The sequence below is a fragment of the Acidovorax sp. CF316 genome (genome assembly GCF_000276605.1).
Lineage (GTDB): Bacteria > Pseudomonadota > Gammaproteobacteria > Burkholderiales > Burkholderiaceae_C > Acidovorax.
Window position 1 is genome coordinate 15,729 of the sequence record NZ_AKJX01000126.1, and the last position, 14,250, is coordinate 29,978.

General features: G+C 67.7%; 11 protein-coding genes and 1 pseudogene. 5 read left to right on the forward strand and 7 right to left on the reverse strand.

Annotation, left to right across the window (positions count from 1 at the left end; all coding sequences use genetic code 11):
- Nucleotides 1–48 precede the first annotated feature (48 nt).
- From PMI14_RS15550 to PMI14_RS15565, 4 genes are read right to left on the reverse strand one after another with little or no spacing between them, the layout of a single operon-like run.
- Nucleotides 49–1,062 (reverse strand): TRAP transporter substrate-binding protein, encoded by a 1,014-nt coding sequence (locus tag PMI14_RS15550; protein WP_007855906.1) that lies wholly within the window; start codon nucleotides 1,060–1,062, stop codon nucleotides 49–51.
- Nucleotides 1,063–1,121: 59 nt separating this feature from the next.
- The gene (locus PMI14_RS15555) at nucleotides 1,122–2,417 is read right to left on the reverse strand and encodes a TRAP transporter large permease (RefSeq protein ID WP_007855909.1); all 1,296 of its coding nucleotides are present in this window, start codon (nucleotides 2,415–2,417) and stop codon (nucleotides 1,122–1,124) included.
- Nucleotides 2,418–2,422: 5 nt separating this feature from the next.
- Nucleotides 2,423–2,956, reverse strand: coding sequence for a TRAP transporter small permease (locus PMI14_RS15560; RefSeq protein ID WP_007855911.1), 534 nt, complete (start codon nucleotides 2,954–2,956; stop codon nucleotides 2,423–2,425).
- Nucleotides 2,953–3,447, reverse strand: a complete 495-nt coding sequence (locus PMI14_RS15565) for a gluconokinase (RefSeq protein WP_007855913.1) — start codon at nucleotides 3,445–3,447, stop codon at nucleotides 2,953–2,955. Before PMI14_RS15565 ends, PMI14_RS15560 begins: the two co-directional genes overlap by 4 nt.
- A 204-nt stretch (nucleotides 3,448–3,651) precedes the next feature.
- Here PMI14_RS15565 and PMI14_RS15570 point away from each other — a divergent pair, with 204 nt between their 5' ends.
- Nucleotides 3,652–4,677: a LacI family DNA-binding transcriptional regulator gene (locus tag PMI14_RS15570; protein ID WP_007855914.1), complete on the forward strand. Its 1,026-nt coding sequence runs from the start codon at nucleotides 3,652–3,654 to the stop codon at nucleotides 4,675–4,677.
- Nucleotides 4,678–4,810: 133 nt separating this feature from the next.
- On the opposite strand, the gene PMI14_RS15575 is transcribed toward PMI14_RS15570, so the two are convergent.
- Nucleotides 4,811–5,758 (reverse strand): DUF6279 family lipoprotein, encoded by a 948-nt coding sequence (locus PMI14_RS15575; RefSeq protein WP_007855915.1) that lies wholly within the window; start codon nucleotides 5,756–5,758, stop codon nucleotides 4,811–4,813.
- On the opposite strand from PMI14_RS15575, the gene PMI14_RS35800 reads away from it, so the two are divergent.
- Nucleotides 5,757–5,885, forward strand: coding sequence for a hypothetical protein (locus PMI14_RS35800; protein ID WP_255344580.1), 129 nt, complete (start codon nucleotides 5,757–5,759; stop codon nucleotides 5,883–5,885). The genes PMI14_RS15575 and PMI14_RS35800 overlap by 2 nt on opposite strands.
- A gap of 411 nt (nucleotides 5,886–6,296) precedes the next feature.
- Here the strand turns inward: PMI14_RS35800 and PMI14_RS15580 are convergent, their stop codons facing one another.
- A complete protein-coding gene (locus PMI14_RS15580) occupies nucleotides 6,297–7,946 on the reverse strand; it encodes a methyl-accepting chemotaxis protein (protein WP_007855918.1) in 1,650 nt (549 codons plus the stop codon).
- Between the two features lie 558 nt (nucleotides 7,947–8,504).
- Between PMI14_RS15580 and PMI14_RS15585 the strand changes: the two genes are divergently transcribed.
- Nucleotides 8,505–9,719 carry a nitrate/nitrite transporter gene (locus PMI14_RS15585; protein ID WP_007855920.1) on the forward strand — a complete coding sequence of 405 codons (1,215 nt, stop codon included), beginning with the start codon at nucleotides 8,505–8,507 and terminating at the stop codon, nucleotides 9,717–9,719.
- A 168-nt stretch (nucleotides 9,720–9,887) separates the two neighbouring features.
- Here the strand turns inward: PMI14_RS15585 and PMI14_RS15590 are convergent, their stop codons facing one another.
- A complete protein-coding gene (locus PMI14_RS15590; protein ID WP_007855922.1) occupies nucleotides 9,888–11,645 on the reverse strand; it encodes a bifunctional protein-serine/threonine kinase/phosphatase in 1,758 nt (585 codons plus the stop codon).
- Nucleotides 11,646–12,016: 371 nt separating this feature from the next.
- Between PMI14_RS15590 and PMI14_RS15595 the strand changes: the two are divergent.
- Both PMI14_RS15595 and PMI14_RS15600 read left to right on the forward strand, forming a co-directional pair.
- Nucleotides 12,017–13,228: pseudogene (locus PMI14_RS15595) on the forward strand (NAD(P)/FAD-dependent oxidoreductase); the annotation flags it as partial.
- A gap of 65 nt (nucleotides 13,229–13,293) precedes the next feature.
- On the forward strand, nucleotides 13,294–14,151 hold the full coding sequence (locus tag PMI14_RS15600) for a type IV pili methyl-accepting chemotaxis transducer N-terminal domain-containing protein (RefSeq protein ID WP_007855927.1): 858 nt from the start codon (nucleotides 13,294–13,296) through the stop codon (nucleotides 14,149–14,151).
- Nucleotides 14,152–14,250: the final 99 nt, after the last annotated feature.

Here is a 14,250-nt window from a genome sequence, read left to right on the forward strand (position 1 = left end):
GGGGCCCCGCAAGGGGCTCCGGCCTTTTGCCATGGGGGCGGCGCGCGCTTACTTGCGCGTGGCGGCCACGGCGCCCTGCACTTCCTTCCACAGGTCCTCGCCCACATTGGTGGCGATGCTGGCGTTCACCGCGCCGAGCTTTTCGCGCATGCGGCCGGCTTCGGCGGACGACAGTTCGTTGACCTGCATGCCCTTGGCCTTGAGGTCGGCCAGCGCCTTGGCGGCTTCGTCACGCGTGTCCTGGCGCTCGAAGTCGCGGCTCTTCCTGGCGGCATCGAGCAGCACCTTCTGCTCGGCCTTGGACAGGCCGTCCCAGTACTTCTTGCTGACCAGCACGATCCAGGGGCTGTAGACGTGGTTCGTCACGGTGAGGTACTTCTGCACCTCGTAGAACTTGCTCGACAGGATGGTGTTGTAGGGGTTCTCCTGGCCGTCCACGGTGTTGGTCTCGAGGGCCGAGAACAGCTCCGAGAACGGCAGCGGCACGGCATTGGCGCCCAGGGTCTTGAAGCTGTCGAGGAACACGTTGTTCTGCATCACGCGCAGCTTGATGCCGTTCATGTCCTCGAGCTTGGCCACGGGGCGCTTGCTGTTGGTCAGGTTGCGAAAGCCGTTCTCCCAGTACACCAGGCCCACGAGGCCTTTTTCCTGCAGCTTGTCCATCACCTTCTGGCCCACGGGACCGTCGAGCACCACGTCGGCCTCCTTGGCGTTGTTGAACAGGAAGGGCGTGTCCCAGATCGCCATTTCCTTGGTGATGCCCACCAGCGTGGCGGTGGAGCCGACCATCATCTCCTGTGCGCCACCGATCAGCGCCTGCTGCATCTGCAGGTCCGAGCCCAGCGCGGCGGCGCCGATGGCGCGCACCTTCATCTTGCCGCCCGAGGCCTTTTCGACCTCCTGGGCGAACAGCTTGGTGGCGCGGCCCTGGTTGGACACCTCGTTGAGGCCATAGCCGAAGCGGATGATGCGCGGCTTGAAGTCCTGGGCAGCGGCCTGGAACGAGGCGGCGACAGCGGCGACCGACAGGGCGGCCAGCAGGGTACGGCGGAAAGTCTTCATGGTTGTCTCCATTGGCAAGGGAATGAAAGGCACGGGGAAAAGGGATATGGGATGCCGGGTCAGCGCATCCACGCCACAGGGGCCGTCACGATCTGCGGGAACACCACCAGCAGCGCCATGATCAGCACATAGGTCAAGAGGAACGGGTTCACGCCGCGGATCACGGTAGGCATGGAGATGCGCCCCACGCCGGCCACCACGTTGAGCACGGTGCCCACGGGCGGCGTGACGAGGCCGATGGAGCCGTTGAGCACGAACATCAGGCCGAAGTAGACCGGATCGATCCCCGCCTTGACGGCGATGGGCAGCATCACCGGCGCGAAGATCAGGATGGTGGGCGTGAGGTCCAGCGCCGTGCCGATGAGCACCAGCACGACCATCATCACCGTCATCAGCAGGCGCGGGTTCTCCACCAGCGGGCCGAGCCAGCCGGTGAGCACGCTGGGCAGGTCGGCCAGCGTGATCATGTAGCTGGCCACCTGGGCACCGGCGCACAGGAACATCACGATGGCCGTGGTCTTGGCGGCGCGCACCAGCACGCCGTAGATGTCGGCAACGCGGATCTCGCGGTGCACGAACAGCGCCACCACCAGGGCATAGAAGGCGGCCACGACGGCGGCTTCGGTGGGCGTGAAAATGCCCGACTTCATGCCGCCAATGATGATCACCGGCATGAGCAGCGCCCAGAAGGCCTTGCCCGTGGTGCGCAGCTTCTCGCGCATCGGCAACGGTGCGGGCCCGGGGGGCAGCTCCATGCCGCGCAGCACCCAGCGCCAGGCGACGATGAGGCCCGCGCCCATGATGAGCCCGGGTACCACGCCCGAGACGAACAGCGCCGAGATCGAGGTGTTGGTGGTCACGCCGTAGATCACGAAGGCCATGGACGGCGGGATGATCGGGCCGATCACGCTGCCTGCGGCAATCAGACCGGCCGATGAATCCACCGGGTAGCCGTTCTTGCGCATCATGGGCAGCAGGATCGAGGACATGGCCGCGGCATCGGCCAGCGCCGATCCCGACATGGCCGACAGCAGCACCGCCGCGCCGATGGCCACATAGCCCAGGCCGCCGCGGATGTGGCCCACCCAGGCCTGCGCCATGTCGATGATGCGCCGGCTAATGCCGCCGGTGTTCATCAACTCGCCCGCGAGGATGAAGAACGGCACGGCCAGCAGCGGAAAGCTGTCGACACCGGCCACGAGGTTCTGGGCCAGCAACTGCGTGTCCCAGAAATCGAGAACCCAGGCCATGCCGGCCCCGGTGAGCACCAGGGCCAGGCCCATGTTCATGCCGGTGGCCATGAGGGCCAGCATGCCGACGGAAAAGACGAGGAAGGCTTGCGCTTCTGCACCCATGGCCATCACTCCAGTTCGGCACCGTGGCCGAGGTCCAGCGGCGTGCGGCGAACCAGTTCCACCAGCGCCATCACGGCGATGGCGGCCGAGCACAGCAGGGCCGGCAGCGGCAGCAGCGCCGACGAGTAGCCGAGCACCACGGAGTGGCTGTCCATGCCCACCACCACCTGCTGCCAGGCGCCCCAGGCCAGCATGCCGCAGGCGGCGATCACCAGCAGGCGGATCAGGGCCGTGAGCAGGCCGAAGGCCAGCGGCCGCTTGGCCAGCATGCCGGCCAGCGTGGTGAAGGCCATGTGCTCGCCGCGCGGGTAGGCCGCGGCGGCACCGATGAACACCATCCAGACGAAGAGCAGGCGCGAGAGTTCCTCGCTGGCCGCCACGCCGCTGCCAAAGCCATAGCGCAGCACCACGTTGACGAACACGGCCACGGCCATCACGCCCAGGCAGGCGGCCATCAGCATCTCGGCCGTGCGTTCAAGACCGCCCTTGGCGGCTTCGCCACCGGGCTGGGGATCGGGAAGGGAGTTGTCGGCGCTCATGGGGTGGTTTCCTGGTGGGCGGCGGCAAGCCAGGCACAGACCTGGTCCTGCAGGGTGGTGATGGGCAGCAGCGCATCGAGGCGCAGCACGCCGGGCTCGCCCACGGGCGATTCCAGCGTGGCGAACTGGCTGTCCACCAGTGTGGTGGAAAAGAAGTGGGTGTTCACCCGGGCCGCCACGCGCTCGCCGGCATGGGCCCGGTCGATCTCCAGGAAGGCGAAGCGCACGCCGGCGCAGGCCGCGCGCAGGCGGTCGCGGTAGGCCTTCTTGAGGGCCGAGCAGGTGAGCACGGCGCCCTCGGGGTGGTCCTGCAGCAACTGGCCCAGCGCGGCCAGCCAGCCTTCGCGGTCGGCGTCGGTCAGGGCAATGCCCTGGCGCATCTTCTCGCGGCTGGCGGGACTGTGGTGGTCGTCCCCTTCGATCAGGGGCAGGGCCTGGGCCTGTGCCACGGCGGCGCCCAGGCTGGACTTGCCGCAGCCGGCCACGCCCATGACCACGAGAAATACCGGTGACGGCGGACGGTTCATATTGGTAGCGCTATCCAACAAATTTCAAAAAAACATCCCGGCGGGATGAGGGGAAAATTCAGCCAGCACAGAGGAAAATGCCACACTATTGCGCATGCTGGCCTTGCCTCGGCTTCTGGACAGCGCTATCCTAAATCCATCAGGCCGTAACCACCCGAGGGAAAACCCTTGTCCAGATCCGAACCCCGGCGCCGTTCCAGCGGCCGCGTGACGCTCAGCCATGTCGCGGAAGCGGCCAGCGTGAGCCCCATCACCGCGTCGCGCGCACTGCGTGGCGAGCGCGGCGTGGCCGACGAGCTGGTGCAGCGCGTGAAAGCGGCCGCCGCGCAGCTGGGCTACGTGCCCGACCCTGCGGCCCGCGCCCTGGCCTCGCAACGCAGCGTGCAGGTGCCGGTACTGGTACCGCTGTTGTCCAACGCGCTGTTCGTGGACGTGCTCGATGCCGTGCACCGCACCCTGTTCCCGCATGGCTACCAGGCCCTGATCGGCGTGACCCATTACGACCCCGATGAAGAAGAGCAGTTGCTGCGCACCTACCTGGCGCACCGCCCGGCCGGCCTGCTGGTCACGGGCTTTGACCGCACGGAATCCGCACGCCAGATGATTGCCGCCAGCGGCGTGCCCTGCGTACACCTGATGGAGATGACGACGGCGCCCGGCGTGTACTGCGTGGGCTTTTCGCAGCAGGACGCGGGCCACCACATCACCGCCCACCTGCTCGAGCGCGGCCGCCGCCGCGTGGCCTTCGTCGCGGCGCAGCTCGATCCGCGCACCATGCAGCGCGCCGAAGGTTACCGCCGCTGCCTCAAGGAAGCCGGCCTGCACGACCCGCGCCTGGAGCTGCTGAGCGCGCAGCCCTCGTCCATCCGCCTGGGGGCCGAGCTGTTCGAGCAGGTGCTGCGCACCCAGCCCGACGTGGACGCGATCTTCTTTTGCAACGACGACCTGGCCCAGGGCGGCCTGCTGGCCGCGCAACGCCTGGGCGTGGCCGTGCCTGCCCAGGTGGCGGTGGCGGGCTTCAACGACCTGGCGGGCAGCGACCAGATGCTGCCCACGCTGACCACGGTGCGCACACCGCGCTCATCGATCGGCGAGGCCAGCGCGCGCATGCTGCTGGCGCTGATGCGCGGCGAGGCGCCCGAGCACAACTCGGTGAACCTGGGCTTCGAGCTGACGGTGCGCGAGAGCACCTGAAGGACCAAAAGACGGTGAAAATGGACCGCTGCGGCGGTTTTTCAGCCGACACGCCTCAGGCCCGGCTGCCTCCTGGACAGAGTTTCTACACTCGAGATGGATGAGACGACTGCGTCGACAAGCCTGGTGGCATTCAGCGACTCGTGGAAGGCAATATCGAAGTTTCAGGACCTGCCGAGGCAACACTGGTTGCCGCCCCCAGAGCTCTGGCGTCGGCCTCCCAGCCGCGCAGTTTGGCGCGGGCATGGCGGCGCTGCTCGGGTGTGGTGCTGTTGTGCAGCTCGGCAAGCCAGGCGCAGTTGTTCTCCACCACCTTGCGCTGATAGGCTGCATAAGCCGGACGCGGCGAGCGCAGCCAGCTGCCCATCAAGGCCTCGACCTCTGCCTGGGCGACCGGCGCCGCCAAGGCGCGACCGTCGCCGGTGAGGGAACGCAGCGTTTGCAGCGTTTCACGCTGGCGGGCAAGGCGCTCCTGCTGCCACACCTCAGCGTCGTAGGGCGACGCGGCCAGCGCCTTGGACAAACGCTCTCGTTGCGCATCGTCCAGCCGGCCATAGAGCGTTTCAAGCCGCTCGACGGTACGCTTGTGCCGCTCCTCGCGGCGCTTGTCCAGGTCGGGCTGCAGGTAATCGTCGCGGAACTCCTTGTTGCTGCGCTCGTAGCGCTTCTCGATGTGGCGCAGTTGCTGTGGCCTCAGCGACACCACCAGCTCGGTCACGGGCACCACGGCTTGCGCCAGCGCGGCCTCGGTCCGCAGAAGAAGTTCGGGCTCCCAGCGGCACAGCGCGGCGCCGGTGGTGTTGTCCATCACCTGCACCTGCATGCGGGCCAACATCCCTGCGTACTCCGGCATTTGCGTGCTGCGGTGCCAGCGGAACCAGGCGCCGATGGCGTCGCGGGTGCGGGGGCCCTGCTCGTCGTCCAGGTCGGCGTAGTTGTCGATCCACAAGGAGGCCCAGTTCGGGGCCTGGTTGTAGGCCAGCCGCACCACGGTGCAGCCGGCGAGGGCGAGTGCCAGCAGGCTGGCGCCGACTATCCGCGCCCCCTTTCGCCATGGCATTTCACAGAACGATTCGTGCATGATTCTCCACATGGTCCTGGTGGCTGCGGGCCAGGAAGCCCGCATGGCCTCCGATTCGCCCGGCCAGCTGCAACGTGCGTTCGATGCCACCGCCTCGCTGCAGGCAAAAAAACACAACCTGCGCTGATGAGCCCGGTGGCTTTACTTTCTGACCAGGTTGATGCGCGTGAGTTCCGGCGGCTTGCAAGGTCGAAGCACGAATCCAGGCCATGGTGCTGCGCCGTTGTTGACATAAATGCAAGTCTCCGATCTTGCAACTGCCGCAGCGCGTGCGCTGAGCCCGTAGGCGCAATGCAGCGCCTGGCCCGCGCGCTGACACCAAAGCGGCCCGCATCCCAAGACGGGAAGGGGGCGAACATGAGTGGACGCCACGATAGGGCCGCCCGACGAGCCGATCGCCCAACCTGTGCGCTTGGCTACCCGTCAAAAAACCCAACTGACCCCGCAAAAGATCATGCAGGCCGCGCTGGTGGCATATCCGGTAGCTCGGGTGGCCAACACGCGAGTTGACAAAGGGGCGGCAGTTTTTCTCGTCGCTTTAAGCCGAGGCGAGCGCCCTTTGCGAAGACGACGACTTCATGGCCTTGCGCAAGGCCACCGCGTCCTGGGCCTGCGCCGGCGCCGACGCATCGAGGCGGAACACCGCCACCGTCTCGGTGACCGATTGGGCCTGGCCCTGCAGCTCCATGGCCGAGGCCGCGTTCTCCTCCACCAGCGCAGCGTTCTGCTGGGTGATGGTGTCGAGCTGGGCCACGGCGGCATTGACCTGCGAGATGCCCGTGAGCTGCTCGTTGGAGGCGTTGTGGATCTCGCCGATCAGCGTGTTCACGCGGCGCACCAGCTCCAGCGATTCGCTCATGGTCTTTTGCGCCGTGTCGGTCTTCTGGTGGCCCTCTTCCACCTTGGTGGCCGAGTCGTCGATGAGCTGGCGGATCTCCTTGGCGGCCGACAGCGTGCGGTGCGAGAGGCTGCGCACCTCGGAGGCCACCACCGCGAAGCCCCGCCCCTGGTCGCCTGCGCGCGCCGCCTCCACGGCGGCATTGAGCGCCAGGATGTTGGTCTGGAAGGCGATGCTGTCGATGAGCTGCGTGATCTCGCCGATGCGGCCCGAGGCGGTCTGGATCTGCTTCATGGTCTCGGCCACGCCGTCCACCGCCTGGTTGCTGCGCTCGGCCACCGAGGTCGCCTGCGTGGCCAGCACCGTGGCCTGGCGCGCCGATTCGGCCGTGTGCTTGACGGTGCCGGTGATCTCCTCCATCGATGCCGCCGTCTGCTGCAGGTTGCTGGCCTGGGTCTCGGTGCGCGAGGAAAGGTCCTGGTTGCCCTGCGCGATCTCGCGCGTGGAGACCTGCATGCGCTCGCTCTCCTGGCGCGCATCGCGCACGATGGACAGCAGGTTCACGTTGAGCTGCGACAGCGCCTTCTGCAGGTTGCCCACGGTGTCGTCGCGCGAGACCTCGATCTTCTGCGTGAGGTCGCCCGCCGCCATGCGGTTGGCCCAGCCCAGCATCTGGAACAGCGGCGCCACCGTGGCACTGTGCAGGTACCAGGCCACGCCCATGGCCAGGGCCAGCACGCCCACCCAGGCCAGGCCCGAGCCGAACGAGAAGTCATGCCCGCCCAGGTCGGCAGCGCCCCAGGCCGCCAGCACCAGCACCAGCAGGCACATGCACATCTTGCCCAGGGGGCCGAGCTTGAACCGCGAGGCCAGCGCCCCCCAGGCGGTGTTCCTGACCAGGCGCCCATTGCGCAGCACATGCACCAGGCTGCCGCGCTCCTTTTCGGCACGCATGGTGGCGTAGAGCCGGTCGGCCGCCTGGATCTGCTCGCGCGTGGCCTCGGTGCGCACCGACATGTAGCCCGTGGGATGGTCGCCCTGCATCAGCGGCGTGACGTTGGCCATCACCCAGTAGAAGCTGCCGTCCTTGCGCCGGTTCTTGACCGCAGCCGACCACGGGTGGCCGTTGCCGATGGTCTCCCACATGTCGCGAAAGGCCTCCTCGGGCATCTCCGGGTGGCGGATCATGTTGTGGGGCTGGCCCAGGAGTTCCTCTCTCTCGTAACCGCTGACCTCGATGAACATCGGGTTGCAGTAGAGGATGCGGCCCTTGAGATCGGTCGTGGAGACCAGGGTTTCGCCTTTGGGAAAAACGTACTCTTGGGTGCTGACCGGCAGATTCACGCGCATTGGATTCCCTCCAAGGATGGCATCTCGTCCCCGCTGTCTTCGGCCGTGGAACCAGGCGCACGGCCTGCAGCGGTAAAAACATCCTAGGAAGAATGTCCCGATCGCGCAAACAACATTTGCGCAATGCGGGCATCCCCAGCCTGGTGCAGGCCCTGGTGCATGCCGGCACACGCGAGGTATTGCAGCGCACCACGGCGGCCCACAGGCCCTGCACGGCATTCAAATTTCATAGCACCCAGCGCAATGGATTCGGCCACTTGCGGGCGATTTTGGCATGCCAAACCCGACGCACCATCATTTGGCACACGCCTTGCTTGGAAAGTGGAGCACGGCCGAAGTTGGCCGTTCGTGTTGCCAGATGCAAAGGCGCATCCGGCGGGCACAGGACGCAGGCGTCCCCATGGAGAGTCGTTGGCCCATCGGCCGGCGCACTCCGTGCGGACGCCTTTTTGTTTTTCCATTTTTGCGCAGCAAGCCACGGTACAGAGCAGCGCTGCGGGCAGGCCGGCCCCGCCGCCCCTGCCTGCCTGCCAACGCCCTATTCCACGCGAGACATCCATGCTTCAATTTCGGGACTTCCTCAAATCCGGCCACGCCCCCACGCTGTGGTCCGCGTTCCTCTACTTCGCCTTTTCGTGCGCCGTGTGGGTCATCAACGGTGCGATGGCGCCGTTCATCACCGAGAGCCTGAAACTCACCCCCACGCAGATGGGGATCATGCTGTCCATCCCGATCTTCGCGGGCGCGCTGATGCGCTTTCCGCTGGGCATCCTGGCCCAGTACATCGGGCGCAAGAACGCCACGCTGGTGGAGATGGCCGGCATCTTCATCGCCATGGGCTTCGGCTACCTGTTCGTCAACGACTACAACGACCTGCTGGCCATGGGCGTGCTGCTGGGCGTGGCGGGGGCCAGCTTCGGCGTGGCGCTGTCGCTGGGCTCGGGGTCCTTCCCACCACGCTACAAGGGCCTGGCCATGGGCATCGTGGGCGCCGGCAACGTGGGCACGGCCGTGTCCGCCCTGCTGGCCCCGGTGCTGGCGCAGAAGTTCGGCTGGCAGTCGGTCTACGGCTTCGCCGCCGTGGGCGTGGCCCTGCCCGCCATCGTGATGGCCGTCTACGCCAAGGAGCCACCCGACCGGGCGCCCCACGCCTCTTTCCGCGAACACATCGCCTGCCTGTTCGAGAAGGACGGCTGGGCCTTCAGCCTGATCTACGCCGTGACCTTCGGCGGCTTCATCGGCCTCATCGCCTTCATGCCCACCTACTTCTACGACCAGTTCGGCGTGAGCAAGGTGCAGGCCGGCCAGCTGACCATGATGGCCGCCTTCCTGGGCGCCGCGCTGCGCGTGTTCGGCGGCTGGCTGTCGGACCTGTGGGGCGGCGTGAACACGCTCACCGGTGTGCTGGCCATCACCACCGTCAGCCTGGTGCTGTGCGGCCTGGCCGAGAAGTCCCTGCCGGTCACCATGCTGCTGTTCCTGGTGTGCTTTGCCGCACTGGGCGCGGGCAACGGCGCACTGTTCCAGCTGGTGCCCCTGCGCTGGCCCCTGTCCACCGCCGTGGCCGGCTCGATGATCGGCGAGATCGGCGCCCTGGGCGGCGGCCTGATCCCCAACGCCATGGGCCTGTCGCGCCAGTACAGCGGCACCTACCTCTGGGGCTTCGTCTCCATCGCCGTCTGCGCCGCGGCCATGCTGGTGCTCTTGCGCGTGATGCAGATCCGCTGGACGCGCACGTGGGCAGAGAAAGGGGGCCGCGCGCGCAGCGCGTGACCGGCGCCAGCCGGTAAGCGCGTCAGCGCTTGCCCCATTTCCAGCGAAAGAGAGGGTGGCGCGCAGCGCCTGAGTTGGCGCGAGCCAACCAACGCGCAGCGTTGCCCTCGCTGCAGCTGAAAGGGCGGTCGTGCGCGTAGGCCGCCCGACCTGCCAAGGCTTGCCCCCCTACCTCGGCAAGAACAACACCCAATACACCAGCAGCAGATTCACCAGCATGCTCACTGCCAGCGCGATCTTCCAGATCGCCGTGGCATCGCGCTGCATCAGCGGTGCCAGCGGTGCGTGTGCATGCAGGGGCCGCGAGGCGCCCCGCTCGAGCGCCAGCAGCAGCTCCTCGGCCGTCTCGAAGCGCTGGGCGCGCTGGCGCGCCACGGCCTTCAAGGCAATCTGGTCCAGCCAGATCGGCACCTCGGGGTTGTGGCGGCTGGGGGCCACGGGGTCGCGGTGGTAGCGCCCGATCTGGTAGGGCACCACCTCGCCATAGGGCAGGCGGCCGTGGCTGAGCAGTTGGTACAGGGTCACGCCCAGCGCGAACAGGTCGCTGCCGGCATCGGGCAACTGCCCTGTCTCGCCGTCGGCAGTGCGCTCGTAGCCGGGCCATTGCTCGGGGTTCATGTAGCTCGGCGTGCCGGCATGCAGCTGGCGCGTGGCCTCGGGTTCGCGGCCGCTCAGCGCCACGCCCAGGTCGAGCACGCGCAGCACGCCATCGTCCCCCAGGTGCAGGTTGTCGGGCTTGATGTCCCGGTGCACCACGCCCTGGCGGTGCAACAGGCCCAGCACGCGCACGGCCTGGGTGACCACGCCCACGGTGCGCGCCACGCCAAAGGGCTGGCGCTGGCGCAGCTGCTGGCCCAGGGTTTCGCCGCGGTGCCAGTCGTAGAGCAGGTAAAAGAAGCTGCTGCCGGCACCCGAGGATGCGGCAGGCCAGTCGTTCAGGCAGGCCAGGTGGGCCGCGGCGCTGCCCGACTGCATGCGCCGCGCCACCCAGGCCTCGTGTGCCAGCGTGGCGCGCTCCTCGGCATCGTGGGCGCGCTGCGGGTTCAGGGTCTTGAGGGCATACAGGCGCTGGGTGGCGGGGTCGCGCACTTGGTAGATGCGGTGGATGCCGCTGTCGGCCACCAGCGCCGTGACCACCAGGCCATCGACCGCGTCGCCCACCTTGAGCAGGGGCAGCACCGGCAGTTCCTGCGCGCGCCGCGACTCGTCCTGCAAGGTGGCCTCGAGCACGCCGCGCACCTGCACCGCCATCGCGGTCACGTTGTCGCTGCTGCCCCGGCGCAAGGCCGTTCGCACCAGCTCCTCGCACAGCGCCTGCGGCGCCGTACCCTGGCGCATCAGGCTGCGCAGTTCACGCTCGGGCAGGCTGCCATGCACGCCGTCGGACAGCAGCAGAAACAGGTCACCGGTCTGCAGCTCCCCCTGGCTGTAGTCCACCACCACATGGTCGTCGAGCCCCAGCGCGCGCGTGAGCTGGTGGGCCAGGTCGCGCTGCGCGATCACGTGGTCGGCCGTGAGCTGCTGCAGCCGCCCGTCGCGCAGCAGGTAGGCGCGCGTATCACCCACGTGGGCCACGGTGAAGGACTGGCCGCGCAGCACCAGGGCCGTGAGCGTGGTCAGGCCCACGGCGGGCTGGCGCCGCCGGTTCATGGCCGCCAGCCAGGCGTTGTGGGCGCTGAGGATGCGGTCCAGGGCCACCGTGGTGTCCCAGGTCTCGGGCGTGGCGAAGTAGTCGGACAGCAGCGTGCGCACCGTTGTCTGCGCCGCTTCGCGCCCATTGCCCCCGGCGCTCACGCCATCGGCCAGGGCCGCGATCGCGCCGCGCGCATGGTCGCGCCCACGGCCCTCGACCAGGGCGGCGAAATCCTCGTTGCCGTCCTTGCGGCCGGCCTGCGAAACGCAGCCGAAATCCAGTTCAAAGCTCATGCACCACAGGCAAGCATCTTTCATGCCCAAGCTGGTGCAAACCAGGCCTGCCCATGCACTCCCGTAAGGCGATACCGCTTTTCATCCCCATTATGGTGCGGTGCAGCATGGTGCGCCGGGCACCGCCCTGGGGCCGCCCCCACGAACGAGCCTGCCGGCAGGCGTGCCCCGGATCGGGGCGCCGCGTTGGCACACGCATTGCTTATTCGACCGCACGGCCCGCAAGGGCCCCGCGGGCCCCGGTGCAATGGCGCACCCCGGCCGGCAAGGACGAAGGCGTCCCCACATGCGGTGTCGAGCGATTTTCTCGATGCAGCATGGTGTGGGCGCCTTTTTTGTTTTGTTTTTTCGACAAGCGTGTGGGGGCTGCGATGAAAAAATCCAGGCTGGTGATGGTGGGCAATGGCATGGCCGGCGTGCGCACCCTGGAAGAGCTGCTCAAGATCGCCCCGGACCTCTACGACATCACGGTGTTCGGCGCCGAGCCGCACCCCAACTACAACCGCATCCTGCTGTCGCCCGTGCTGGCGGGCGAGCAGACCATCGACGAGATCATCCTCAACGACTGGTCCTGGTACGAAGACCACCAGATCACGCTGCACACCGGCTTCACCGTGACGGACGTGGACCGCGTGCGCCGCGTGGTGCATGCCACCAGCGCGACCGGCGAGACCATCAGCACCGAGTACGACCGCCTGATCCTGGCCACGGGCTCCAACCCCTTCATCCTGCCCGTGCCGGGCAAGGACCTCAAGGGCGTGCTCGCCTACCGCGACATCGCCGACACCGAGGCCATGATCGCCGCCGCGGCCACCTACCGGCATGCGGTGGTCATCGGCGGGGGCCTGTTGGGGCTGGAGGTGGCCAACGGCCTGGTCAAGCGCGGCATGCAGGTGAGCGTGGTGCATGTGGGCAACACGCTCATGGAGCGCCAGCTCGACGAGGTGGCGGGCGGCATGCTGCAGCAGTCGCTGCAGGAGCGCGGCATGCAGTTCCTGCTCAACGCCCAGACCGCGGAACTGGTGGGTGGCCCCGAGGGCCGCGTGACCGCCGTGAAGTTCAAGGACGGCAGCGAAGTGCCGGCCGACCTGGTGGTGATGGCCGTGGGCATCCGCCCCAACACGGCGCTGGCCGAGAAGATGCGCCTGCATGTGAACCGGGGCATCGTGGTGAGCGACACGCTGCAGACCATCACCGATGCACGCATCTACGCCGTGGGCGAGTGCGCCGCGCACCGCGGCATCGCCTACGGCCTGGTGGCGCCCCTGTTCGAGCAGGGCAAGGTGCTGGCCAACCACCTGGCCGAGATGGGCATCGACCGCTACCAGGGCTCGCTCACCTCCACCAAGCTCAAGGTGACGGGCATCGACCTGTTCAGCGCCGGCGATTTCCAGGGCGGCGAGGGCACCGAGGAGATCGTCATGAGCGACCCGGTGACCGGCTCATACAAGAAGCTCGTGATCAAGGACGACAAGCTCGTGGGCGCCTGCCTCTACGGCGACACGGTGGACGGCAGCTGGTACTTCGAGCTGCTGCGCGAAGGCCGCACGGTGGACGAGATCCGCGACCAGCTGATGTTCGGCCCGGCCGCCACCGAATGAATGAACCTGTTTCAGCAGCAGCCATGACCACCAGAAAGGACACGCCCATGACCACCACGACCTTGTCGCCCGCCCTGCAGCGCAGGGCCTTGCTGCTGAAGGCCGGTGCCGCCGCAGGCGCCGCCACCGTGGCCGGCACCCTGGCCCTGGTGGCGGCCCGGCCGGCCCACGCCCAGGTGGCCAACCTCAACGATGCCATCAACAAGGCCGGGCGCCAGCGCATGCTGAGCCAGCGCATGGGCAAGGCCTGGCTGGCCCTGGCCCACAAGGTGCAGGAGCCGGCCGCGCGCCAGGTGCTGGAGCAGTCCGTGGCCCTGTTCGAGCGCCAGCTCGCCGAGCTCAAGTCGTACGCGCCCAATGCCGGCATCCGCGATACCTACGGCCAGCTCGATGCCGCCTGGGCCACGCACAAGGCCACGCTGCTCGGCGGCACGCCCGCCCTGGCCGGCGCCACCGCGATGCTGCAGGCCGACGCCAAGGTGCTGGCCCTGGCCCACCAGGGCACGGTGCAGTACGAGTCGGCCTCGGGCAAGCCCGTGGGCCACCTGGTCAACTTGGCCGGCCGCCAGCGCATGCTGAGCCAGCGCATGGCCAAGTTTTATCTGGCGGCGCAGTTGCCGGTGGATGCGGCCGTTGCCGCAGCCGAGATTGCCAAGGCACGCACGGAGTTCGTTGCGGCGACCGAGGTGCTGCGCAAGGCGCCTGAGGCGAATGACCGGATCCGGCAGGAGTTGCTGCTGGCCGACGGGCAGTGGGTGTTCTTTGATGCGGCGCTGCAGCGCATGCAGGCGGGCGGGGTGGCTGGCAGCACGGCGCGGCAGGTGTCGGAGGTGTTTGTGGCGAGTGAGAATTTGTTGTCGAGCATGGATCGGGTGACGGGGCTCTATGCGGCTCTGGCAGGTTGAGGTCGCTGTGCCTGGTTGCTTCATTTACTTTGTCGAGGGCGGAGGCCGGGATGTGCGCCCGGCGGCGCACCTTCTTTCTTTTGCGTCGCCAAAAGAAAG